This is a genomic window from Afipia sp. MLSD5-FHT05B12 (assembly GCF_058793355.1).
This window is the reverse complement of the sequence record NZ_JBXAFS010000003.1, coordinates 287,711-309,902: the sequence shown is the minus strand read 5'-3', so window position 1 is coordinate 309,902 and position 22,192 is coordinate 287,711. Positions and strand designations below refer to the sequence as shown.

Below are 22,192 nucleotides of genomic sequence, written 5' to 3'. Positions count from 1 at the left end.
TCGTTCGCTCACTTCACGCGCTCGATCAATTCCATTGCCCCGGCTGGAGCGCGGATTTTTCCCTCGTGGATCACATAGGCAAACACATCGCGGGGCTCTTTCTTGGGTGACGTCTTGTCGAAGCGGGCGAGGTCATCGGGTTCGCCGCCCTGCGCCCATAGGGTCAGCCGTTTGGCCCATTCATCCAGCGCCTTGGGCGGGTAGGCGGTCTTGATGGTATCCTTGCCGGTCTGGAGACGGACGTAAACGAAATCGGAGGTTATGTCGGCGATTGCCGGATACTTGGCGTGATCGGCATAAACCACTGCGACGTTGTGCTTGCGCAGCAGCGCGATGAACGACGGCGTGCAGAAACTGTCGTTGCGCACCTCGACCACATGGCGCAGGGCGAGGCCGTCGAACTTGCGCGGCAGCAGCTCGAGAAAAGCGCCGAAGTCGGCTTCGTCGAACTTCTTGGTCGGCGCGAACTGCCACAGCACGGGGCCGAGCCGGTCACCCATTTCGGTAACGCCGGAATCGTAGAACCGCTTGATGGAATCTCCGGCCTCCGCCAGCACACGGCGGTTGGTGGCAAACCTCGGGCCCTTGACCGAGAAGACGAAGCCGTCCGGGACCTCGCTGGCCCATTTGCGGAAGCTTTCCGGCTTCTGCGAGCCGTAATAGGTGCCATTGATCTCGATCGAGGTCAGCTTGGAGGCCGCATAGGACAGCTCTTTCGACTGGGCCAGCTTCTCCGGGTAAAATACGCCCCGCCAGGGCGCGAAGGTCCAGCCGCCGATCCCGATGTGAATTCGCCCCGATTTTTTTGCCATTTTTGCTTCCTTTGAGGGCCCCTTGCGGAACGCCGGGCCCGTACCTATCTAGCTTTTACCGGCGATGTTGCAGCTCACGCTCCTTCGCCGGGACGACCACGAGAAGAACCGTGAGATGTCGAGCGCGCCGGATGTACGCGCAGACTTGATTCTCTCACTGGTTTCCCTCCGTGGTCGTTGGCATTTCTGGACCCCTGAAAACCTGCCGCCACCCGATTTCCAGCTATTCTCGCCTCGAAATCGCGTCCCGGAGGGCGTCTTGGCATCGTCCAATCCCCCGGATATACGCTGGCCCCATGACTGAGGCCATCTCACCTGGGGCAGCACCTGCACGTCAATTGTGTGTCGTGGTGCCGACTTTCAAAGAGCGCGACAACGTCCCCAAGCTTTTTGCGAAGCTGGGCGCCGCGCTGTCCGGCATCTCGTGGGAGGTCATCTTCGTCGATGACAATTCTCCGGACGGGACCTGGGACGTGGCCCGCCAGTTGGCCCAGACCGATTCCAGGGCTCGGTGCATTCGCCGGATCGGCCGGCGTGGACTATCCGGGGCGTGCATCGAGGGCATCCTGGCCTCCAGCGCGCCTTATGTCGCGGTAATGGATGCCGACCTTCAGCACGATGAAACCCAGCTTCCGAAGATGCTCGGACTGCTGCAATCGGGTCAGGCCGAACTCGTGGTCGGCAGCCGGTATGTCAGCGGCGGCGACACCGGCAGTTTTGGGAGCGCGCGGCTTGGCGGCAGCGTGCTTGCAACGAACATCGCAAAGAAGCTGCTGCATGTCGAAATCGCCGATCCGATGAGCGGGTTTTTCATGATCCGCCGCGAGCGCTTCGAGCAGCTTGCGCCGTCGCTGTCGGTGCAGGGGTTCAAGATCCTGCTGGATATCGTGGCGACCGCCGGCGGCAAGCTTCGCATGGTCGAGGTGCCGTTTTCCTTTGGCGCGCGCCAGCACGGCGAGAGCAAACTGGATTCGCTGGTCGTGCTGGATTTCCTCGGTCTTGTGCTTGCCAAGCTGACCGGCGATCTGGTGTCGCTGCGCTTCCTGTTGTTCGCGCTGGTCGGCGCGATTGGTCTCTTCGTTCACTTCGCTACATTGTATACGTCGCTTGCGCTCAATGTTCCGTTTGCCGAGGCCCAGGGTGTCGCTGCTTTTGTCGCGATGACCGGAAACTTTCTGCTCAACAACCAGCTCACCTATCGTGACCAGCGCCTGAAGGGCGGTGCGCTAATTCGCGGCCTCCTGCTGTTCTATCTCGTTTGCAGCGTCGGGCTGTTGGCTAATGTGGGCGTTGCGGCGACAGTTTTCGACCAGGAGCCGATCTGGTGGCTCGCGGGCGCGGCCGGCGCATTGATGGGCGTGGTCTGGAACTACGGCGTATCCAGCCTGTTTGTCTGGCGCGCAAAATGATCTCTTCCGAGACGAGACTGGCGCGGGGCGCGGCTGTCACCGTGGCCGTGCTGGTGCTGCTTCGGCTGGTCGCATCGGCGTTCACGCCGTTGACCTTCGACGAGGCCTACTACTGGACATGGTCGAAGCATCTCGCCGGCGGATACTACGATCATCCGCCGATGGTCGCGGTGGTGATCCGGCTCGGCACCATGATCGCGGGTGATACCGAGTTCGGTGTACGGCTGGTGTCGATCCTGCTGGCGCTGCCGATGAGCTGGGCGATCTATCGCGCGGCGCGGATTCTGTTCGATGACACGCGGATCGCGGCGACGGCGACGATCCTGCTCAACGCGACCCTGATGGCTTCGGTGGGCACCACCATCGTGACACCGGATGCGCCGCTGATGGTGGCATCGGCGTTTGTTCTGTATTTCCTGGCCAAAATTCTGGAGACCGGCTGCGGTGTCTGGTGGTTTGGGGTCGGTGCGGCGGCGGGCTTCGGATTGCTCTCCAAATATACCGCGCTGTTCTTCGGGGCGCAGATCCTGTTGTGGCTGCTGCTGGCGAAGGACCAGCGCCGCTGGCTGATGTCGCCGTGGCTTTATGCGGGCGGCATCGCTGCTGCTCTGGTCTTCTCGCCGGTGATCCTGTGGAACGCCGATCATCAATGGGTGTCGTTCATCAAGCAGCTTGGCCGCGCGCGTGTGGAAGGCATGACGCTCAAGTTCCTTGGCGAAATGATTCCGACGCAGTTCGCGTTCGCGACGCCATCCGTCTTTATCCTCGGTGTGCTCGGCCTTTACGCGCTGGCGCGGGGCAGGGCGGCGAATGCCGCGAGCGCAACGCTGGTCAGCATCAGCGTCTGGATGATCTTCCTCTATTTCGTCTGGCACTCGTTGCACGCCCGCGTCGAGGCCAATTGGCTCGGGCCGGTCTATCCGGCATTCGCCATCGCCGCGGCATTCGCGGCGTGGGGGACGGCGTGGAATTCGCGCGAGCAGCGCACGGTGAACTGGTCGCGCCGTCTCGCGCTGCCGATTGGTGTGGCCCTGTTCGTGGTGCTGATCGTCCAGACCAATACCGGACTATTTACCGGCTTCCGCCGCGATGCCACGGTGCGCAGTGTCGGCGTGGGCTGGCCAGCTCTAGCCAATGAGATCGAGGCGATTCGCCTCAAGCAAAACGCAAACTGCATGCTGGCGGCGGACTACGGCACCACGTCGTGGCTGATGTTCTATCTGCCGAAGGGGACGTGTGTCGCCCAGTTCCAGCAGCGCTATCGCTGGACCTTCATGAAAGAGCCGGACGCGAAATTGCTCAAGGGCAAAGCGCTTCTGATCGGCCCGGTGGGTGCAAGTCCGCTCTATCGTGCCATGTATGCGCGCACCGAGAAGCTGGCTGAACTCACCCGTAAACGCAGCGGTGTCGGGTTTGAGACCTACGAGGTCGACCTGCTCGACGGTGTGAGAGGCGAGACGCTCGATCGCTCGCCCGCGCCGGAACTCGCCACGCGATAGCCACAATTGGTGGCGTTTTGCGGAGGTGAACCGATCCGCCTCAGATCCGCCCGCACTTAATCCGCATTTAACTAAATGCCGCCTTAATGCCGCTCCGCACCTTTGCGAGATGTCGCGTGGGGAACTCCAAGCTCCGCAAGACAACTGACGCTGGCCCGCTTTCGCATGCGCTGTTCGCGCATGACCCGCCGAATGCAGCCGGAAGGACAAGGTGGGATTGTTCTGGATGCAAGGCGTATGAGTACCAGTTCTGTTGTACGTACCGGCTACACAGCCCACACCCAAGGTCGTTCGCCCCGAACCTCCAGTCCTTTGAATATTGCAGGCGTCGCGGCGATCGCGTTCGTGACGCTGGCCTGCGGCTGGACGCTTTACAGCAATGTGTTCAGCGGCAATCCGCTCAGTGCCGGCTATGAACTCGCCTCGCGCGACGCGCGCGTCGTGTTCGTTTCCGCCGCACCCGGTCTCGACCAGCAGGCCTTCGCCGATCGCTTCGCGGCGATGACGCCCGCGAGCGAGGAGCCGCCAGCGCTCACGGTCGAGCAGAAGAATTACGCCGCGCTGATGGACGTCACCCATTCGCTCGGCGCGCCGCCGGTGACCTTCAAACCGACCGTCGTCGCTGCGCCCGACATGCCGAAGCCCGGTCCCTCGCGCGCGGAGATCGCCAAGGCACCGGATGTCGCGCTTCCTCCGGCGCCGCCTGCGCGCGTCGCCAGTATTCCGCTTCCGGCCTCGCGCCCGGCCGATTTCAAGTTCGCGCAGCAGCCCCGCGTCAAGCCCGGCCACTCCGAGATGGTGGAGCGGGCCAAGAACGCCGCGCTCGCGGCGATGGCCAGCAAGACCCCGAGCCTGTTTGACAAGCTGTTCGGCAAGACGCCCGCGCCGGGTCCCGTGCTCGCCTATGCCGGCTCCGACGGCGGCGTGATGAACGACGGCACTTCGGTCACGCCCGCCGGATCGAGCGAGGACGACAAGCTCACCGCGATCTACGACATCACCGCGCGCACGGTTTACATGCCGGACGGCTCGAAGCTGGAGGCGCATTCCGGCCTCGGCGCCAAGCTGGACGATCCGCGTTACGTCAATGTCCGCATGCACGGCGCGACGCCGCCGCACATCTACACGCTCAAGCCGCGCGAGGCGCTGTTTCACGGCGTGGCGGCGCTGCGGCTGACGCCGGTGGGCGGCGAGGGCGCGATCCACGGCCGCACCGGACTGCTCGCGCACACCTATATGCTCGGGCCGAACGGCGATTCCAACGGCTGCGTCTCGTTCAAGGACTACACCGCGTTCCTGAAGGCCTATCAGCGCGGCGAGGTGCGCCGCCTGGTCGTGGTCGCGAGCCTGTAACCGGCGCGCAAACTTCCGTCACTGCGACAGCACGGGCTTCGCCGCCGCGCTGCCCGGCGCCCGGGAGACCGCGGCGGGCGCGGTGCTCATACCGAGCAGCCACCGCATCGGCCACCATGGCCGGATCAGCCAATGATACAGCGCGAGCGAAATGACGACGGTCGCAAGCCAGATCGCCGCGACCTTGCTCCACACCGGCAGCGGCAGGTTCATCACCTCGACGCCGATCAGCAGCAGCACCGCGTGATGGATGATGTAGACCGGCAGCGTCGCCGCGGCCAGGTATGTCAGCGCCGGAGTGGCGACGGCGGGCTTGATGCGCATGGCGAAGCCGAGCGCGGCGCAGACCCCGAACCACGCCGTCAGTCCGACAAGCACGCGCCCCGGCGTGGAGACGCCGAAATACGCCACGCCGGCGAAGGCCAGCGCCATCAGGACCGCGAAGCGCGGCGCCTGCGCGCGTAACTGCGCCTCGATCCCCGGCCATGCCGCGATCATGGCGCCGAACGTCATGTACATCGCGAAGTAAAAGAAGTTCGTCCAGTCGCCGATCAGGTTCGGCAGGAAAGGCCAGTAGCCGTCAAACGCCGCGAGGTACAGGCCGAGCGGCAACGCGGGCAGAAACAGCGCCGCGGCATTCAGCTTCGATGTGTCCGGCGTGCGCCGCGCCAGCAGCATCAGCAGCGGCAGAAGCATCAGCGAGATGAGGAGGAGATAGGCCAGGAACCAGAGATGCGACCACGTCAGCAGGTTCAGGATGCCGAGATTGCGCGGGAAGAAATCGAAAAAGCCGAGCGGGACGCCGGGATCGACATCGAGCATCGCCTGAAGTGTGCGCGCCTTGCGCAGGCCGTGGAAGCCGAAGTCGCGGCCCTGCATCATCTCGATGTACTTGATGATCGTGCCTGAGGTCACGACCCCGAAGAGGAGCGGAACGAACAGCCGCACCACGCGCGTCTTCGCGAATTCCAGCGGCCCGCGCGAGCGCAGCGAGGCCACCGCCGTATAGCCCGCGATGGTGAAGAACGTCGCCATCGCCGAGATGCGGATAAACTCGGTCGCGAGGCTGGCGAACGGCGACGGCTCCGCGCTCTTGATGTGATAGTAGGGGTCCACCGAGAAAATAAAGAGGGCGTGCGCCAGGATGACGACCGCACACAATGCGATACGCAAGATCTCAAGGTCAGTCCGGCGCATGGTGCTCAAAATCCGCTGAAGTTCGAAATCCGCGAAAGGCCGCGCATCTTATCCGGCGGGCGCAAGGCCCGGCAAGGCCGGGCGCCGGATCTCTCTGGTGGTCCCCACGTCGTCCGCGATCTGTTTCCGGTCGTCCCCGCGGGGGTTGAGATGTCATGCATAATCTCTCTCCACGTCGTCCCCGCGAAGGCGGGGACCCATAACCACCGGCTGTGGTGATGACAAAGGAAAGAGTTGTCCCGCGCTCGCGATGACAACGTGGGTTCAGGGAGTATGGGTCCCCGCCTTCGCGGGGACGACATTGAGGGTGTGGCAACATCGCGCTTCAATTACAGTCGTCATGGCCGGACTTGTTCCGGCCATCCACGACTTTTCGGCGGTTGCAATTAAGACGTGGATCACCGGGACAAGCCCGGTGATGACAATTGAGATTGGAGCGGCATCCATTTCCGATTCATTTTTCAAACAGCCCGCGCGCTTGGGCTTGCCCCATTCGCGCAAATGACAAGCACAATCGCCCCTGTTGTTATGACGGCGCGGGGGCGCCCGAAGTCTCAGTTCGCTTCGCCCAGCGCGCTTGGGGTTTACCCCATTCGCGCCCGCCCAAATGAGGGCGCGCGGAACGCCGGATGCGCGAGCGCATCCGCAGCCCCGTGTGCAAAAGTAAAAAGCACACGAGCGTAGTCGCCACGGTCGCGCCGTTTGCATCCGGCGTTCCGCACGCGGTGGTGCTCCGGCTTGCTTCGTGCTCTCCCCGGTGATCGATCGCTTGATTGTCACCGTCGTCCCTGTTGAGGGTTTCCGCTCCGGTTGGAGCGGCTCTCTACCGGACTTGACGCCTGCGTATCGGGCGTCAGGACCACACGACTTGGGCCGGCGCGGGATAGCGTTGTCCGGCGAAGTGGTCTTCCGGTTCGCCGAAGACAACGCGTCAATCATGACCCGTCGCCCGGCGATGGATTCCCACCGCGCACGTCCAGCGCACAGCGTGGTCCGTCTTGCGCTCGCTTTGATGACTCACGCGCCCTTTGTACAAGGAACGCGCCCAATCATCATCGCTCGCGCCTGACGCTGCCGCGCCACCGCATCCCGCCCCGCGTATCGTGACGATCGCGAAACGCCCCTCATGACGAGGCGGGATGGGATCAACATAAGAGGGGTTTGGAGGGCGGGGATCTCTATCCCCATCACGAAATGTTTCAAGGATGCGCGAGAACGCACATGTACTCATCTTAATCATGAAAAAGGCTCGGTAATTAGCCGAGCCTTTGACGTCAATCAACTTCGACAGAAGTTACTTCTGTTGCTCGGGCTTGGCGTCGCCCTTGTTGTCCTGATTCTGCTGAGGCGTCGCAGGTGTCGCCTGGTCCGGTGCGACAGCAGGCTTTGGAGTATCGGCAGCGACGACTGGTGAATTCGACATTGTAAAATCCTTTAAGACACACCTGAAGAAGTCTCCAAGCGTTGACTCAACGTGGCTATCGACACGCCAGTTACAACCTCGCTGCTGCCTTATTCGCGCGAATTATCTGTAATAAACCGATGGCTATCCGTGCCGGAAAGGCGCACAGTCGATTCATGCCAAACGATCAGATTGCCGCGGAGCGCTTCTCATGACCACGAGAACGCGGCGGGAGACGGTCATCTTCAAACATCCGGCGCGTATCAAGGGCATTGAACGCCTGCTTCCGGCTGGCGCTTATGACGTGGTGACCGACGAGGAAATGATCGAAGGTCTTTCTTTTGCGAGCTTCCGACGCATCGCCACCATGATCATGGTGCCCGGCGCGCCGCCGCATCATCACTCGATGGAAATGCTGGCGATCAGCTCGATCGATCTTGCGGACGCGCAGCATCACGACGCGGTGGCATCAAATGTCTGACGATCCGGTCGAACTCGATTCCCGTCGCGGCATGGCTGCGCAAAAGGCGACGGGGTTGCGGCGAATTCTCGCTGACGCCGAGGCCCACGCAGCCGTCCTGCGCGAGCGGCAACTTCAGATCGAAACAGCGCTGCTCGATTCTCCCGCGACGTCGTGGCCCGAAGCGGCGGCGAAGGCGCGTTACATTCTGAATCTTTACTACGCAACGCTGGGTGCTCATGACTCACACCACCGCGATCTCGTCGCGTCGGTCCTCAAGGACTTCGCTCGGCTCGACAGCGAAAGCTGAGTACGTACGTTCTTCACTCGATTGTTTTCCGCGAACGATTGATCCTGAAACTTCATCGAGACGTTCGGCGGGAACGGGAGGATTACGCATGCTTGATATGACAACGAAAGAGCTGTCGTCGCGGCACGTCAAGGCGGACGAGGCGCTTCGGCTTGGCGTCGTTTCGGGATGGTACACCACCAAAATGAGCGGGACGTTCGTCACCGGCCCCCACGCCACCCATGAGGAAGCTCTTCGCAAGATCGCCGAACTCAGACCGCCAGTTCCGCCCGCGCCAAAGCGCAAGTCGTGAGGGCTGGCCGCAACACAGGGATGATCCATGAGTACTGTGCGACACCTCGCGCCGCTGCGTGACGTCGAGGACGAAAACGACCAGCTTCGGCAGTTGCTCATTCAGGCAGGTGTCGAAGCTCATGCCCATGTTGTCGCCGCGAAACTTCAGACTGTGCTCATTGGCGAGCTTCACCATCGGGTAAAGAACATGCTGGCGATTGCGTCCGCCATCGCCTCGCAAAGCCTCCGCGAAGCGCCGAGCGTCGACGCGGCAGCAAAGACGATTGCCAGCCGTCTCGCCGCGCTCGGCGTATCCCACGATCTTCTCATTCGGGAAAGCTGGACCGGCGCGGGCTGCCGCTCGTTGATCGAGAACGCGATCCTGGCGTTCCAGACCGAAGGGCTGAAGCAGTTCACCATCACCGGGGACAATATCGCAGTTTCATCCGGACCGGCTGTGGCGCTGTCGATGGTGATACACGAGTTGAGCACCAACGCGCTGAAGTATGGCGCGTTGTCCGTGCCGGAAGGGCGCGTATCGATTGTCTGGTCGATTGATGTCGATACCGGGCGATTCAAGCTCGAATGGCGCGAGAGCAATGGACCGCCCGTCGTCGAGCCGAAGGAAAAGAATTTTGGCAGCCGGTTTATCGAGCAGGCGTTGCCGGGCCAGCTTCAGGGGGAGGCGCGGCTGATCTTTGAACCCACGGGCCTCGTTTGCGACGTCAACATTCCGATCAGTTCGCTACAGGAGCCTGTGATCGCGTTGAAATAACTGCGTCAGATAGAGCCCGGCATCGCGGCCGGAATGACACCGCACACATGATTGGACACCCGTGCCCGGTATCAAGATTCGCGTCGGCTACGAGATGATCTACGATTTTCCGCAGGCCACGCCGATGATCATGGTGATGGGCACGCACTTCACGCGCGCGTCGGATGTCATCACGCCCGATTACCTCACCACTACTCCGTCGGTTCCGATTTTCCCCTATCGCGATATGTTCGGGAATTGGTGCAGCCGCATGGTCGCGCCGCCGGGACGGATGCGGCTTTTCGCCGACGGCATGGTCCGCGACAGCGGGCAGCCTGATGTGGTGGTGACATCGGCCGTCCAGCATGCGGTGGAGGATCTGCCGCCGGACACGCTGGTGTATCTTTTGGGCAGCCGCTACTGCGAGACGGACCGGCTGTCGGACATCGCATGGAAGCTGTTCGAGAACACCCCACCCGGCTGGGCGCGCGTTCAGGCGATCTGCGATTTCGTTCATCACCATATCAAGTTCGGTTACGAGCACGCGCGGGCGACCATGACCGCTTTCGAAGTCTATAATGAAGGGAAGGGCGTCTGCCGCGACTACGCGCACCTTGCCGTGACGTTCTGCCGCTGCATGAATATCCCGGCGCGTTACTGCACCGGCTATCTCAGCGACATCGGCACGCCGAAGCCGTGGGTGGGCGATTTTGCCGGCTGGTTCGAGGCCTATATCGGCGGCCGCTGGCAGATGTTCGATCCCCGCAACAATGTGCCCCGGATCGGCCGTGTGCTGATCGCGCAGGGTCGCGACGCGTCCGACGTTCCGATCACGCAGACATTCGGGCCGAATGAGCTTGTGAGTTTCAAGGTCTGGACCGACGAGGTGGCGTGAGGTCTGCGGGGAATTCGTATCAAAAAAAACCCCGGCATCGCTGCCGGGGTTTTGCATTTTTTCCGCTTTGTCATACGCGGGCTTGACCCGCGTAAACGATCCAATTCCTTTCAGGTCAGAACTGGCTCGTCCTGTTGCTATCACTATACCCCCGGCGTCGCTGCCGGGGTTTTGCATTTCGTAATCGCTGAGCAAGATTCCGGGTCTGCGGAGCGGCATGAAGGATGCCGCACCGCGCCCGGAATGACGGCTGGGGCTGTAAAGAAAAAGGCCCGGATTGCTCCGGGCCTTTCGTATTCGATGTTTGCTTCGAGCGAGGATTTGCCCCTCACCCCAACCCTCTCCCCGCAAGCGGGGAGAGGGGGAGTAAGGCTTAGAAATCCATGCCGCCCATGCCGCCGCCCGGCATTGCCGGTGCGCCAGCGCCACCCTTCTTTGGCACTTCGGCGATCATGGCTTCTAGAGTGAGAGGCGGCGCCACAGGCGGCTATCAAATCCCATGGCAACTCACCGCTGCTTCAGCAGCGCGTCGTAATCGGCGTGCGAGCCGATCCAGAACCACAAAAGTCCATCGTCCACATCCACGGCCAGCGCACGGTGCCTCAGGCCGACACGGACGCTGTGATAGCGACCGATCTGTTTGAAGTGCAGGGATGGATGGCGGGGATCAGCCTTCAGCAACGCGAAATTCTTGTCTGCCAGGGCCCGGATGTTGTCAGGGAGATTCCGATATGCCGTCCAGAACGCGGGACTGGCGAAATGCTTCACAGTTCGCGGCTGCGGTTTGAACGATGCGCGGCAAGGGCCTCGTTCGCGAGCTTGTCGAGCTTGCCGCCGCGTGCATCGCGCTCGATCTTTTCATCGAACCGCGCCGCGTCGAAGGCGTCGAACCACGCACGAAAGCGCGCCAGTTCGCCGGGGGCGAGGCGCTCGACAGCTTTTTCGATGTCTTCGACGGTACTCATGACGGCAAGATAGCATTTTCAGGCGTTGTGGAGAACAGCAAAAACCCCGGCATCGCTGCCGGGGTTTTGCATTTCGTGTTCTTCGAGGGAGATTCCGGGCCTGCGGAGCGGCAAGAAGAATGCCGCGCCGCGCCCGGAATGACGGGATTTCTTAGAAATCCATGCCGCCGCCCGGCATTGCCGGAGTCGGTATTTTCCTCTTTGGCGTTTCCGGTATCATCTCCTCGGTCGTGAGCGAGGTGTTTGCCATGAGCATGGAAATCTATCTGCTGACCAACGAGGCGGTGCCAACGACTCAGGCGTGGCAGAAGGGGATCGACGCCTTAGGATTCGGCGTTCGATTTGTGGACGAGCAGTCGTTGCAAGTGAATGAGATACGACTCCGCGCAGAGTGCAAAGGCCAGCCCGTGCTCATGGAACTGGAGAAAACCGGCCTTGTCAAAGTGCGAGCGATGCTTCCTGATGTTGCTTTCCCCGAGCATGTGGCCTGTGTGCATGCTCTATTCTGGAACAAATCCCTGGAGGGCGGTCTTGCGGCTTATGAGGCCGCTGCGGCCTATCTTGGATTGGTCAAGGGTTTGATGATTGATACGGAGGAACGCAAGCTTAGAACGCCAGATGGCGCGATTGAACTTGCCCGTAGCATGGCCGTTGACGTATCGATTGCTCAGGAAGCTCTCGTTAAGCTCTTCGGGCATTCCAAGTCATAGCTTTTGATGTTGAGCTTTTTAGCGGCAAACAAAAACCCCGGCATCTCTGCCGGGGTTTTGCATTTCGTGCTTGTCGAGCAAGATTCCGGGTCTGCGGAGCGGCATGAAGGATGCCGCACCGCGCCCGGAATGACGGACTTTTTAGAAATCCATGCCGCCCATGCCGCCGCCCGGCATTGCCGGTGCGCCAGCGCCGCCCTTCTTTGGCACTTCGGCGATCATCGCTTCGGTGGTGATCAGCAGAGCCGCAACCGAAGCTGCGTTCTGGATCGCCGCACGAACGACCTTGGTCGGGCTCAAACCTTGACAAGGAAAATAATCCTATATAGAATACTCGCCATATCGGGATCGATTGAGGTGAGGATGACAAGTTTGCAAGCAAGGATCTCTGACTTAGAAAGCAGGATATTTGCCTGGAAGGCGGATTATGCTTTTCGCCGCCTCATGCTGGCTTTGAAGGCCGGGTACAAACCAACGCAGCCGCGAGATGGCAATGGGCGTTGGACAATCGAAGGTGGTGTAACTGTCACGACCTCGTCCGGATTTTATACCGGCATTCAGAGCATCGACGAAACGTCGGATTCACTCAGTGACATTCTGGCGAGTGTTATGAATGGACTTGAGTATCTTCCGTCCATGAGCGCGTCAGCATACGGCACGTTTGTTCACGGACTTTTTGGGGTGGCTGTCCGTCTTCGCAGTCTGCCCGGTGTCGGCGACATCGAGCAGACTTTTAGTCTGGACGATGCCGATCCGGATTATGGGATGGCGGGGAGTATTCGAACCGACGTGACATTGCGTAACATCCAAGGCGATATCATTGCGATCTACGACGTCAAAACCGGGGATACACCTTTATCGCGTGCGCGAGCGGATGAGCTTCGGCTGAAGACGAAAGCATCGCCAAATACCCCTGTTTTTGAATTGAATGTCGTTCGCGGGATTTCGCGCAAATCGATTTATCTGCAGAAAAGGTGTTTGCCATGAGCATGGAAATCTATCTGCTGACGGATACCGTGGTGCTGACAACTGTCGCTTGGCAGAAAGCCATCGATGCGCTGGGATTCGATGTCCGGTTTGTGGATGAACAGTCGCTGCAAGCGGACGAGACAAGGCTGCGGGCGGAATGCAAAGGCAAGCCGGTTCTGATGGAGCTGGAGCGTACCAGTCTTGCCAGGGTGCGCGAGACGTTTCCCCATGTAGCATTTCCCGACCAGGTGACCTACGTGCATGCCCTGTATTGGAGCAAGACTTTGGAAGGCGGCCTTGCGGGCTATCAGGCGGCTGCGGCCTATCTCGGTCTCGTCAAAGGGCTGATGATCGATACGGAGGAGGGCAAACTCAAGACGCTGGACGGCGCGATCGAGCTGGCCCGCAAAATGTCCGCGGAGATGCCGATGCTTGAAGCGGCCATGGCGGAGATTCTCGCGAAGATGGCTGCGAAGCCGCGTAATTAGGCCGTCATTGCGAGGAGCGGTCGCGACGAAGCAATCCATTCTTCACTTGCAGGACTATCGATCTGGATCGCTTCGCGGCGCTCGCAATAACGAGATAACAAAAACCCCGGCGTCGCTGCCGGGGTTTTGCATTTCGTAATCGCTGAGCAAGATTCCGGGTCTGCGGAGCGACATGAAGGATGCCGCACCGCGCCCGGAATGACGGCTGGGGCTGTAAAGAAAAAGGCCCGGATTGCTCCGGGCCTTTCGTATTCGATGTTTGCTTCGAGCGAGGATTTGCCCCTCACCCCGACCCTCTCCCCGCAAGCGGAGAGAGGGGGAGCAAGGCTTAGAAATCCATGCCGCCCATGCCGCCGCCCGGCATTGCCGGTGCGCCAGCGCCGCCCTTCTTTGGCACTTCGGCGATCATCGCTTCGGTGGTGATCAGCAGCGCCGCAACCGAAGCCGCGTTCTGGATCGCCGCACGCACGACCTTGGTCGGGTCGATGATGCCCTTGGAGACGAGGTTGCCGTATTCACCCGACTGCGAGTCAAAGCCGTAGGCATACTGATCCTTCTCGAGGATCTTGCCGACGATGACCGAGCCGTCTTCGCCTGCGTTGATGGCGATCTGGCGGGCCGGAGCGGAGAGCGCCTTGCGGACGATCTCGACGCCGGTCTTCTGGTCGTCGTTCTGGGTCTTGATGCGCTTGAGCTGCTCGGAAGCGCGCAGCAGGGCGACGCCGCCGCCCGGCACGATGCCTTCCTCGACAGCCGCGCGGGTCGCATGCATCGCGTCATCAACGCGGTCCTTGCGCTCCTTCACTTCAACCTCGGTCGCGCCGCCGACGCGGATCACCGCGACGCCGCCTGCGAGCTTGGCCAGACGCTCCTGGAGCTTCTCGCGGTCGTAGTCCGAAGTGGTTTCTTCGATCTGCGCCTTGATCTGCGCCACGCGTGCCTCGATGTCGGCCTTCTTGCCGGCGCCGTTGACGATTGTGGTGTTTTCCTTGTCGATCATCACCTTCTTGGCGCGGCCCAGCATGTTCAGGGTCACGTTCTCAAGCTTGATGCCGAGGTCTTCCGAGATCGCCTGGCCGCCGGTGAGGACAGCGATGTCCTGCAGCATGGCCTTGCGGCGGTCGCCGAAGCCCGGAGCCTTCACGGCGGCAACCTTCAAACCACCGCGGAGTCTGTTGACCACCAGCGTGGCCAAGGCCTCGCCTTCGACGTCTTCAGCGACGATGACCAGCGGCTTGCCGGTCTGCACGACGGCTTCCAGCAGCGGAAGCAGTTCGTTCAGCGAGGAGAGCTTCTTCTCGTTGATCAGGATGTAGGCGTCGTCGAATTCGACGCGCATCTTGTCGGCGTTGGTGACGAAGTAGGGGGAGATGTAGCCGCGGTCGAACTGCATGCCTTCGACGACGTCGAGTTCGGTGTCGAGCGACTTGGCTTCCTCAACGGTGATGACGCCTTCGTTGCCGACCTTCGCCATGGCCTTTGCGAGGAAGTCGCCGATTTCCTTGTCGCCGTTGGCCGAGATGGTGCCGACCTGGGCGATTTCGTCGTTCGAGGTGACCTTCTTGGAGTTCTTGACGAGGTCCGCGACGACCGCTTCGACCGCGAGGTCGATGCCGCGCTTCAGATCCATCGGGTTCATGCCGGCGGCGACCGACTTGGCGCCTTCCTTGACGATGGCCTGGGCCAGCACGGTCGCGGTGGTGGTGCCGTCGCCGGCAGCGTCCGCCGACTTCGAGGCCACTTCCTTGACCATCTGCGCGCCCATGTTCTCGAACTTGTCGTCGAGCTCGATGTCCTTGGCGACGGTGACGCCGTCCTTGGTGATGCGCGGAGCGCCGAACGACTTGTCGAGGACGACGTTGCGGCCCTTCGGACCGAGCGTGACCTTCACCGCGTTGGCGAGAATGTCGACGCCGCGCAACATCTTGTCGCGGGCTTCAACGCCGAATTTGACTTCTTTGGCTGACATCTGTTTGTCCTTTGATTGTTTGCTGAACCGTCATCCTGAGGTGAGAGCCGCATCTGCGGCGAGCCTCGAAGGATGGCGGGAGATTTTGCTGTCACCCTTCGAGGCTCGGCGAAACCGCCTCGCACCTCAGGATGACGGCTGTGCCTATCAAGCGGCCTTCTTCTTGGCGCCGGTCTCGGTGATGACGCCCATGATGTCGCTTTCCTTCATGATCAGCACTTCCTGGCCATCGATCTTGACCTCGGTGCCGGACCACTTGCCGAACAGGACGATGTCGCCGACCTTGAGATCGATCGGGATCAGCTTGCCGGCTTCGTCACGGCCGCCCGGGCCGACCGACAGGATTTCGCCCTGGGAAGGCTTCTCTTTGGCACTGTCAGGAATGATGATGCCGCCTTTGGTCTTCTCTTCGGCGTCGATGCGCTTGACCACGACGCGGTCGTGAAGCGGACGGAATTTCATGCAGTCCTCCTAATGGATTGATAAGGCTGTGTTTTTGCAACTTTAGCAGTCTGGGTAAGCGAGTGCTACCACGACTGGAACGGACATAGGCTCACGGCGGGCGCCGGGCAAGGGTGTGTAGCAGAAAATTTGGCAGTCTGATGTGACGGCTGCCAATTTTTGCAGGATCGTTAATGCGGAGGCGGCTCGTTTCCTGGCGGCTTGGGCGGTGCGGCCTGCCGCTTGCGGCGCTTGGCCACGATGTCCAGTTCCGGCCGCGGCGCGACCTCGGCGGGCATCGGCTTGTCGTTTTTCCAGGCCATGGCGCGGGCCGCCTGCAACGACAGGAACCCGAAGGTGCGCACGGCTGCCCACATGATCCATCGGGTGAAGAAGCCGACGCCTGACACTTGCATGGCCTCGTAAAAGATCGCGTCGGCGCGTTGTCTTGTTGGCGCTTCCGGGTGCGGCTCGGTTCCGGGACGCAACTCGTTATAGAGATAGTCGTGGACCACGGCGGCGCGGCTGTAGCGGCCCCACGTCGGGAGCAGCGACTGGAAGAGACGCGGGATCGATGCGCCGTCGGTCTCGAACAGCTTGTGGACTTCGATAACGTGGCCGGAATTCTCGTCGCCGACCTCATAGATCAGCGGCTGTTCGAGCCGCCACGTCCGGTAATCGACATCGAGCTGCGTGATGGTGAGTTCGCCAGTGAAACGGCTCATGGCCCCGCTCCGTCGTGTCGGGCGAGACTCGCATGCGCACGGCGCGCTGTCAGCAACTTGCAGCAGTCGCGGGGCGATGCTGCTAGTGCCTTGATAGTTAACAATTTATTCAAACTTTGGTCTTGAGATGCCTAACGGTACTGCGTCAGATTCTTGAACAGCGCGTGAATTCGCGAAGTGGAATCCGGTTCGCGATTTGCGCGCCCCTTAGAAATGGGTGAGAGCGCGTTCGCCTTAGACCGGCTGCCACTTTTGACGAACGCCTCCGACCATCTTTTTGACCGCGTTTTCGACGACGAACCGGAAGGTCCACTTCGTCGGAAAACGCTCCGAGGAGGTTGGCATGGGTTCGCTGAAGTCAGGATCGCAGGACATCGTTTCCGGCGATTTCAAAAGGATGCTTGGCGGCTACGGCCTGACGACGGCCGAAATTCTCTACCGGCGCCCCGATCACCGCTGGCTGCTGCAATCCTACGTCTGGCAGAATTACGATCTGTTCCCGAACTTTCCCGCGCTGAAGGACTTTCTCGCTTTCTGGCAAACGAAGCTGGAAGGACCGCTGGTCTCCGTCACCGTTGCGCATTCCAGGCTGATCAAACCGGCGGAGATCAAGGCGATCGACGGAATGTTCCGGCTGCACTGAGCGGCGCCGGAGTTACCTCAGCGTCGGGACCTGCCGGGTATCAGGCCGATCTTGTCCGGCCGGCGCTTTCTCGGGCGACCGGATTTACTCGGGTTCGGCGATGCGAACGGGACGCGTTCCAATCGGTGCGCCGGTTACGCGATCGATGGTGACGGGATCGATTTCGGTCCCGGTCTCGGCGTCGAAGAACCGCGTCACCTTTTTGTCCCCGCCGCCATGTTTTCGTCCCCATGCACCGATGGTGAACAACACCGGCAGGAAGTCCCGGCCGGCTGTGGTCAGCACGTACTCATCCCGCGGTGGCCGCTCGGAGTAGCGGCGTTTGTCCAGCAAGCCGCCCTCCGTCAGAGCTGCGAGCCGACGGGTCAGGATCGTCGGCGCAATGCCGAGGCTTTTGCGGAATTCGTCAAAGCGTGTGAGCCCCGCATGGGCGTCCCGCATGATCAACATGCTCCATGCATCCCCCACGAGCGCAAGGCTGCGGGCGACCCAGCAGGGCTGATTCGAAAGATTTTGCATATTAGTATCGTTTTGATAGTGACTTAATTTCGAAATGATAGTAACTGATCCGTAATTGATGTGCCACCACAAACTGAAAGCCGGCCCAATGAGCAAGACAGAACGCGGCATTGCCCTTGTTACGGGGGCTTCTTCCGGAATCGGGCTGGCAACGGCACGGGCACTGCGGCGCGACGGCTTCCAGGTATTTGGAACCAGCCGGAGGGCGATCGCAGACACTGCGGACGGCATCAAGATGCTGACTTGCGACGTCACCGATGACGCGTCCGTGCGGATCATGGTCGACGAGATTCTCAGCCGCGCCGGACGCATCGACCTTCTGGTCAACAATGCCGGGGTCGGACTGCTTGGCGCTGCCGAAGAGTCCTCCGCGGTGCAGGCGAAAGCGCTGTTCGATGTGAACGTGTTCGGCGTCCTGCGGATGACGAATGCGGTCCTGCCGGTGATGAGACGCCAGCGAAAGGGCAGGATCATCAACCTCAGTTCGATACTCGGCCTGATCCCGGCTCCATATAGCGCGCTCTACGCATCGACAAAGCATGCCATCGAAGGTTACTCGGAATCACTCGATCACGAAGTGCGCATGCAAGGTATCCGCGTCATTCTCGTCGAACCCGGTGTCACCCGCACGTCCTTCGAGGAGAACCTCACGCGGGCGGATAAGCCGCTTTCCGTTTACGACACCGCGCGTGCCGACGCGGAGAAGCTGATGCGTGAGATCGTGGATGCCGGCGATACACCGGATGTGGTCGCCGACATCGTGGTCAAGGCAGCAAACGCTGCATCACCCCGGCGACGCTACACCGCAGGCAAAACGGCAAGGCAGGTCCGTTTCCTGCGCCGCTTCCTGCCCGAATCCTTCGTCGACAAAAACCTTCGCAAATTTAACAGGCTTCCTGCCTGACAGCGTCTCGCCGGGCAATGCGCTCGGGCGCCCGGCTGCTCGGTGCGTTGGAACGAAAGTAGTCACATGAAGGCATTTCTGATTGATCGCTATGCAAAGGGCGGTGCTTTGCGACTCGGTGAAGTTACCGAGCCGGAGCTGCGGGAGAACGACGTCATGGTCCAGATCCACGCCGCTGGCGTGAATCTTCTGGACGCCAAGATCAGGAACGGCGAATTCAAGCTTATCCTGCCATACCGTTTGCCGCTGATCCTCGGCAACGATGTGGCGGGCGTTGTGGTCCGGGTCGGACCCAAGGTCCGTCGTTTCAAGCCCGGCGATGAGGTCTATGCCCGTCCTGCTCAGGATCGTATCGGCACGTTCGCGGAATTTATTGCGATGGACGAAGCCGATGTGGCGATGAAGCCGAAGAACCTGACGATGGAAGAGGCCGCGTCGGTGCCGCTCGTCGCCCTGACCGCCTGGCAAGTGCTTGTCGAGCGGGCGAACCTGAAAAGGGGGCAGAAGGTCTTCATCCATGCCGGCTCGGGCGGTGTCGGCACGATTGCGATCCAGCTCGCCAAACATCTCGGCGCGACCGTGGCGACGACGACGAGCACGGCGAATATCGATCTCGTCAAAAGTCTCGGCGCGGATGTCGTGGTCGACTACAAGAAGCAGGATTTCGAAAAGGTCCTGCGGGACTATGACGTTGTGCTGAACAGCCTCGACAAGGACACGCTGGAGAAATCGCTCAGCGTGCTGAAGCCGGACGGGAAGCTGATCTCGATTTCCGGTCCGCCGGATCAGGAGTTCGCCAAAGCGAACGGTTCGGGCTGGCTGCTTCAGCAGGTGATGCGCCTGCTGAGTTTCGGCATCCGGAGCAAATCGAAACGCCATCGTGTCAGCTATTCGTTTCTCTTTATGACCGCGAACGGAGGACAGCTCGGCCAGATCACCTCCCTGATCGAGGCCGGGGCCATACGGCCTGTCATGGATCGGGTCTTCCCGTTCGATAAGACCAACGAGGCACTGGCCTATGTCGAAACCGGTCGTGCCAAAGGCAAGGTCGTGGTCGCAGTGAAGTGAGCCGCCCTCATTGAGGTGCAGCGCCGGATATTGGCCCGCTGGCCGCATTGTCGGGGCGGCGGGCAATGGCTAGTCTTCCCGGGCCGCGTTGCATCATGGATGCAGCGGGCCAAAAAGGGAGGCGTGCATGGTCACGGCAAAACCGGCCAAAACAAAATCCGCAAAAGCGAAATCGGCTCAAGCGAAATCGGGCAAGCGGCTGAAAGCCGCGGCCCGCTCCGCCGTCGTAAAAAAATCCGCGCCGCGCAAGAAGGCCGCCGCATCCACGGCTCGCGCAAAAACCGGGTCCTGGAAACCGCGTGCATCGGCTGCGCGAAACGCTCCCGCAAAACAGTCGCGCCCGAAGCAGCGCTTTGTGGTCAGTCATCACCGCGACGAGGATTTTCGCGCCGACGGCCTGCGCGCCTATGCGCAGTACCGCGATCTCGGCATCGCCGACGGAACGCACGGTCTTGCGCGCGCGCATGTCATTCGCCTGATCGGGCCGTGCGATCCGAAGGAAGTCTCCAGGCTGCACCTGCACGATGTCGAATTCCAGATGGTCTACGTCCTCAAGGGCTGGGTGAAGGCATACCTGGAAGGCGAGGGCGAAATCCTGATGCGCGAAGGCAGCTGCTGGACGCAGCCGCCGCGCATCAGGCATCTGATCCGCGACTACTCCGACGATTGCGAATTGCTGGAAGTGATCCTGCCGGCGGATTTCGAGACGGTTGAACTGACGGCCTGAGCCGTCAGCCCCGTCCGACGAACGGCATCTTGGTCGCCATGATGTTGAGGAACAGCGCGTTGGCGTCGAGCGAGCGCGTCGCCATGAACACGATGGCGTCGGCGACGTTCTGCACATCCATGCGCGGCTCGATCATGGTATCGCCGCGCGGCTGAAGCACGCCGCCGGTCATGCGCTCGGTCATTTCGGTGGCGGCGTTGCCGATATCGATCTGGCCGCAGGCGATGTCATAGGCGCGGCCGTCGAGCGCGGTGGCGCGGGTGAGGCCGCTGATCGCGTGCTTGGTCGCGGTATAGGGCGACGAGAACGGGCGAGGAGCATAAGCCGAGATCGAGCCGTTGTTGATGATGCGTCCGCCGCGCGGCGTCTGATCCTTCATGATGCGGAAGGCATGTTGCGTGCAGAGGAACGGCGCGGTGAGGTTGGTGGCCACCGTGGTCTGCCACTGTTGCAGGCTGAGATCTTCCAGCGGCACGGGCGGCGTGCCGACGCCGGCATTGTTGAACAGCACGTCGAGACGGCCGAACACTTCCATGGCCTTCGCGAACAGCGCCGCGATCGAGGCCGGGTCGGTCATGTCTGATGGGACGACAAGGCTTTTGCCGAAATCCTTGCCGGCTTTCGCGGTTTCTTCCAGCGCATCCTTGCGCCGTCCGGCCAGCACCACCGAGAATCCGGCCTTCATCAGCGCCAGCGACGAGGCGCGTCCGATTCCAGAACCCGCGCCGGTGACGATTGCGACTTTCATTTTCTTCTTCTCCCTGTGTTGTTTTTGGTGGTTTTCTTGAGCTATTGCGGTGTCGTCCCCGCGAAGGCGGGGACCCATACTCCCTGTCGAAGACGGTGGGTGCAGACTTCGACCATTGTGATGTCAATAGCAGCGCCGGTGGTTATGGGTCCCAGCCTTCGCGGGGACGACACCGATGATGTCGCGGCTCCGCGTCTCATTTCACATTGCCGTAGGGCGGGCGGGGAATGCTCTGATGCGCGGCGCGCAGCGCGGCCGACCAGCGCGAGCGCAGATCGTGGAAATACGGTTCGCCCGCCTCGATGCGATAGTTCACCTCGGCGTCGAGGACATCGGGACGCACCAGCAGGATATCGATCGGCATGCCGACGCCGAGATTGGAGCGCATGGTGGAATCCATCGAGACCAGCCCGACCTTAAGCGCGTCGTACAGATCGACGTCATAGGAGATCGCGCGGTCGAGCACCGGCTTGCCGTATTTGTGTTCGCCGATCTGCAAGTAGGGCGTGTCGGTGGTGCATTCGATGAAATTGCCGGCGGTGTAGATCATGAACAGGCGCATCCGCGCGCCCTTGATCTGGCCGCCGAACAGAAACGACACGTCGAAGGAGATGTCTTCCGCGCGCAGCGCGTTGCCTTCGAGTTTGTGAACCTCGCGGATGGCCCGGCCGATGCGCTGCGCCGCCTGAAACATCGTCGGCGCGTTCATCAGCGTCTCGACTTCGCCGGTGGTCGGATCTTCGAAACCCTCGTTCAGGGTCGAAATCACCGACTGGCTGATGGCGAGATTGCCCGCGGTGGCGATCGCCATGATGCGGTCGCCGGGGCTGCTGAAGACGTGCAGCTTGCGGAAGGTGGAGATGTTGTCGAGACCCGCATTGGTGCGGGTGTCGGCCATCATCACAAGGCCGTCACGAACGAGGATTCCGCAGCAATAGGTCATTCCAGGGTC

At 61.2% G+C, this 22,192-nt stretch carries 26 protein-coding genes and 1 pseudogene; 15 read left to right on the top strand and 12 right to left on the bottom strand.

Features of this window, described 5'->3' with window-relative positions; genetic code table 11:
* Nucleotides 1-8: 8 nt before the first annotated feature.
* Nucleotides 9-812: a DUF72 domain-containing protein gene (locus AC1Q6J_RS06255; protein WP_492278453.1), complete on the bottom strand. Its 804-nt coding sequence runs from the start codon at nucleotides 810-812 to the stop codon at nucleotides 9-11.
* Nucleotides 813-1,108: 296 nt separating this feature from the next.
* Here AC1Q6J_RS06255 and AC1Q6J_RS06250 point away from each other — a divergent pair, with 296 nt between their 5' ends.
* The 3 genes from AC1Q6J_RS06250 to AC1Q6J_RS06240 all read left to right on the top strand — a co-directional run bounded on the left by AC1Q6J_RS06250 (nucleotide 1,109) and on the right by AC1Q6J_RS06240 (nucleotide 5,073).
* Nucleotides 1,109-2,221: a glycosyltransferase gene (locus AC1Q6J_RS06250; RefSeq protein WP_492278452.1), complete on the top strand. Its 1,113-nt coding sequence runs from the start codon at nucleotides 1,109-1,111 to the stop codon at nucleotides 2,219-2,221.
* Nucleotides 2,218-3,720 carry a glycosyltransferase family 39 protein gene (locus AC1Q6J_RS06245; protein WP_492278451.1) on the top strand — a complete coding sequence of 501 codons (1,503 nt, stop codon included), beginning with the start codon at nucleotides 2,218-2,220 and terminating at the stop codon, nucleotides 3,718-3,720. The genes AC1Q6J_RS06250 and AC1Q6J_RS06245 overlap by 4 nt, the downstream gene beginning before the upstream one ends.
* A gap of 237 nt (nucleotides 3,721-3,957) precedes the next feature.
* Complete coding sequence (locus AC1Q6J_RS06240; protein WP_492278450.1) at nucleotides 3,958-5,073, top strand: DUF2778 domain-containing protein; 1,116 nt, start codon at nucleotides 3,958-3,960, stop codon at nucleotides 5,071-5,073.
* 18 nt (nucleotides 5,074-5,091) lie between these two features.
* Here the strand turns inward: AC1Q6J_RS06240 and AC1Q6J_RS06235 are convergent, their stop codons facing one another.
* Both AC1Q6J_RS06235 and AC1Q6J_RS06230 read right to left on the bottom strand, forming a co-directional pair.
* Nucleotides 5,092-6,270, bottom strand: a complete 1,179-nt coding sequence (locus tag AC1Q6J_RS06235; RefSeq protein WP_492278449.1) for an acyltransferase family protein — start codon at nucleotides 6,268-6,270, stop codon at nucleotides 5,092-5,094.
* Between the two features lie 1,294 nt (nucleotides 6,271-7,564).
* Nucleotides 7,565-7,693: a hypothetical protein gene (locus tag AC1Q6J_RS06230; protein WP_492278448.1), complete on the bottom strand. Its 129-nt coding sequence runs from the start codon at nucleotides 7,691-7,693 to the stop codon at nucleotides 7,565-7,567.
* Between the two features lie 190 nt (nucleotides 7,694-7,883).
* On the opposite strand from AC1Q6J_RS06230, the gene AC1Q6J_RS06225 reads away from it, so the two are divergent.
* The 5 genes from AC1Q6J_RS06225 (at nucleotide 7,884) to AC1Q6J_RS06205 (ending at nucleotide 10,364) form a co-directional block, all read left to right on the top strand.
* A complete protein-coding gene (locus AC1Q6J_RS06225) occupies nucleotides 7,884-8,153 on the top strand; it encodes a hypothetical protein (protein WP_492278447.1) in 270 nt (89 codons plus the stop codon).
* Nucleotides 8,146-8,442: a hypothetical protein gene (locus tag AC1Q6J_RS06220; RefSeq protein ID WP_492278446.1), complete on the top strand. Its 297-nt coding sequence runs from the start codon at nucleotides 8,146-8,148 to the stop codon at nucleotides 8,440-8,442. Before AC1Q6J_RS06225 ends, AC1Q6J_RS06220 begins: the two co-directional genes overlap by 8 nt.
* A gap of 88 nt (nucleotides 8,443-8,530) precedes the next feature.
* Nucleotides 8,531-8,734 carry a hypothetical protein gene (locus tag AC1Q6J_RS06215; RefSeq protein ID WP_492278445.1) on the top strand — a complete coding sequence of 68 codons (204 nt, stop codon included), beginning with the start codon at nucleotides 8,531-8,533 and terminating at the stop codon, nucleotides 8,732-8,734.
* 27 nt (nucleotides 8,735-8,761) lie between these two features.
* Nucleotides 8,762-9,490, top strand: coding sequence for a sensor histidine kinase (locus AC1Q6J_RS06210; protein ID WP_492278444.1), 729 nt, complete (start codon nucleotides 8,762-8,764; stop codon nucleotides 9,488-9,490).
* Nucleotides 9,491-9,560: 70 nt separating this feature from the next.
* Nucleotides 9,561-10,364, top strand: a complete 804-nt coding sequence (locus AC1Q6J_RS06205) for a transglutaminase-like domain-containing protein (RefSeq protein WP_492278607.1) — start codon at nucleotides 9,561-9,563, stop codon at nucleotides 10,362-10,364.
* 507 nt (nucleotides 10,365-10,871) lie between these two features.
* Here the strand turns inward: AC1Q6J_RS06205 and AC1Q6J_RS06200 are convergent.
* Entirely contained in the window at nucleotides 10,872-11,132 is a 261-nt protein-coding gene (locus AC1Q6J_RS06200) for a ParE family toxin-like protein (RefSeq protein WP_492278443.1), read from the bottom strand.
* On the bottom strand, nucleotides 11,129-11,329 hold the full coding sequence (locus AC1Q6J_RS06195) for a hypothetical protein (RefSeq protein ID WP_492278442.1): 201 nt from the start codon (nucleotides 11,327-11,329) through the stop codon (nucleotides 11,129-11,131). Before AC1Q6J_RS06195 ends, AC1Q6J_RS06200 begins: the two co-directional genes overlap by 4 nt.
* A 161-nt stretch (nucleotides 11,330-11,490) precedes the next feature.
* On the opposite strand from AC1Q6J_RS06195, the gene AC1Q6J_RS06190 reads away from it, so the two are divergent.
* The gene (locus AC1Q6J_RS06190) at nucleotides 11,491-12,039 is read left to right on the top strand and encodes a hypothetical protein (protein WP_492278441.1); all 549 of its coding nucleotides are present in this window, start codon (nucleotides 11,491-11,493) and stop codon (nucleotides 12,037-12,039) included.
* Between the two features lie 141 nt (nucleotides 12,040-12,180).
* On the opposite strand, the pseudogene AC1Q6J_RS06185 reads toward AC1Q6J_RS06190, so the two are convergent.
* Nucleotides 12,181-12,339 (bottom strand): annotated as a pseudogene (locus AC1Q6J_RS06185) (hypothetical protein); the annotation flags it as partial.
* Between the two features lie 63 nt (nucleotides 12,340-12,402).
* Here AC1Q6J_RS06185 and AC1Q6J_RS06180 point away from each other — a divergent pair.
* The gene (locus tag AC1Q6J_RS06180) at nucleotides 12,403-13,026 is read left to right on the top strand and encodes a hypothetical protein (protein ID WP_492278440.1); all 624 of its coding nucleotides are present in this window, start codon (nucleotides 12,403-12,405) and stop codon (nucleotides 13,024-13,026) included.
* Nucleotides 13,023-13,496, top strand: coding sequence for a hypothetical protein (locus AC1Q6J_RS06175; protein WP_492278439.1), 474 nt, complete (start codon nucleotides 13,023-13,025; stop codon nucleotides 13,494-13,496). Before AC1Q6J_RS06180 ends, AC1Q6J_RS06175 begins: the two co-directional genes overlap by 4 nt.
* A 328-nt stretch (nucleotides 13,497-13,824) precedes the next feature.
* On the opposite strand, the gene groL is transcribed toward AC1Q6J_RS06175, so the two are convergent.
* The 3 genes from groL to AC1Q6J_RS06160 form a co-directional block, all read right to left on the bottom strand.
* Entirely contained in the window at nucleotides 13,825-15,465 is a 1,641-nt protein-coding gene (gene groL, locus AC1Q6J_RS06170; RefSeq protein WP_492278438.1) for a chaperonin GroEL, read from the bottom strand.
* A 147-nt stretch (nucleotides 15,466-15,612) separates the two neighbouring features.
* Nucleotides 15,613-15,927 carry a co-chaperone GroES gene (locus AC1Q6J_RS06165; RefSeq protein ID WP_492278437.1) on the bottom strand — a complete coding sequence of 105 codons (315 nt, stop codon included), beginning with the start codon at nucleotides 15,925-15,927 and terminating at the stop codon, nucleotides 15,613-15,615.
* A gap of 170 nt (nucleotides 15,928-16,097) precedes the next feature.
* Nucleotides 16,098-16,631, bottom strand: a complete 534-nt coding sequence (locus AC1Q6J_RS06160; RefSeq protein ID WP_492278436.1) for a DUF1353 domain-containing protein — start codon at nucleotides 16,629-16,631, stop codon at nucleotides 16,098-16,100.
* A gap of 343 nt (nucleotides 16,632-16,974) precedes the next feature.
* On the opposite strand from AC1Q6J_RS06160, the gene AC1Q6J_RS06155 reads away from it, so the two are divergent.
* Entirely contained in the window at nucleotides 16,975-17,274 is a 300-nt protein-coding gene (locus AC1Q6J_RS06155) for an usg protein (protein ID WP_492278435.1), read from the top strand.
* Nucleotides 17,275-17,358: 84 nt separating this feature from the next.
* Here the strand turns inward: AC1Q6J_RS06155 and AC1Q6J_RS06150 are convergent, their stop codons facing one another.
* A complete protein-coding gene (locus tag AC1Q6J_RS06150; RefSeq protein ID WP_492278434.1) occupies nucleotides 17,359-17,793 on the bottom strand; it encodes a winged helix-turn-helix transcriptional regulator in 435 nt (144 codons plus the stop codon).
* Nucleotides 17,794-17,881: 88 nt separating this feature from the next.
* Between AC1Q6J_RS06150 and AC1Q6J_RS06145 the strand changes: the two genes are divergently transcribed.
* The 3 genes from AC1Q6J_RS06145 to AC1Q6J_RS06135 all read left to right on the top strand — a co-directional run bounded on the left by AC1Q6J_RS06145 (nucleotide 17,882) and on the right by AC1Q6J_RS06135 (nucleotide 20,492).
* Entirely contained in the window at nucleotides 17,882-18,697 is an 816-nt protein-coding gene (locus tag AC1Q6J_RS06145; RefSeq protein WP_492278433.1) for an oxidoreductase, read from the top strand.
* A 66-nt stretch (nucleotides 18,698-18,763) separates the two neighbouring features.
* Nucleotides 18,764-19,765, top strand: a complete 1,002-nt coding sequence (locus tag AC1Q6J_RS06140; protein WP_492278432.1) for an NADP-dependent oxidoreductase — start codon at nucleotides 18,764-18,766, stop codon at nucleotides 19,763-19,765.
* A 127-nt stretch (nucleotides 19,766-19,892) separates the two neighbouring features.
* Nucleotides 19,893-20,492 carry a cupin domain-containing protein gene (locus tag AC1Q6J_RS06135; protein ID WP_492278431.1) on the top strand — a complete coding sequence of 200 codons (600 nt, stop codon included), beginning with the start codon at nucleotides 19,893-19,895 and terminating at the stop codon, nucleotides 20,490-20,492.
* A gap of 4 nt (nucleotides 20,493-20,496) precedes the next feature.
* On the opposite strand, the gene AC1Q6J_RS06130 is transcribed toward AC1Q6J_RS06135, so the two are convergent.
* Both AC1Q6J_RS06130 and AC1Q6J_RS06125 read right to left on the bottom strand, forming a co-directional pair.
* Nucleotides 20,497-21,240 (bottom strand): SDR family oxidoreductase, encoded by a 744-nt coding sequence (locus AC1Q6J_RS06130; protein WP_492278430.1) that lies wholly within the window; start codon nucleotides 21,238-21,240, stop codon nucleotides 20,497-20,499.
* A 196-nt stretch (nucleotides 21,241-21,436) separates the two neighbouring features.
* Complete coding sequence (locus AC1Q6J_RS06125; RefSeq protein ID WP_492278429.1) at nucleotides 21,437-22,183, bottom strand: proteasome-type protease; 747 nt, start codon at nucleotides 22,181-22,183, stop codon at nucleotides 21,437-21,439.
* Between the last annotated feature and the right edge of the window lie 9 nt (nucleotides 22,184-22,192).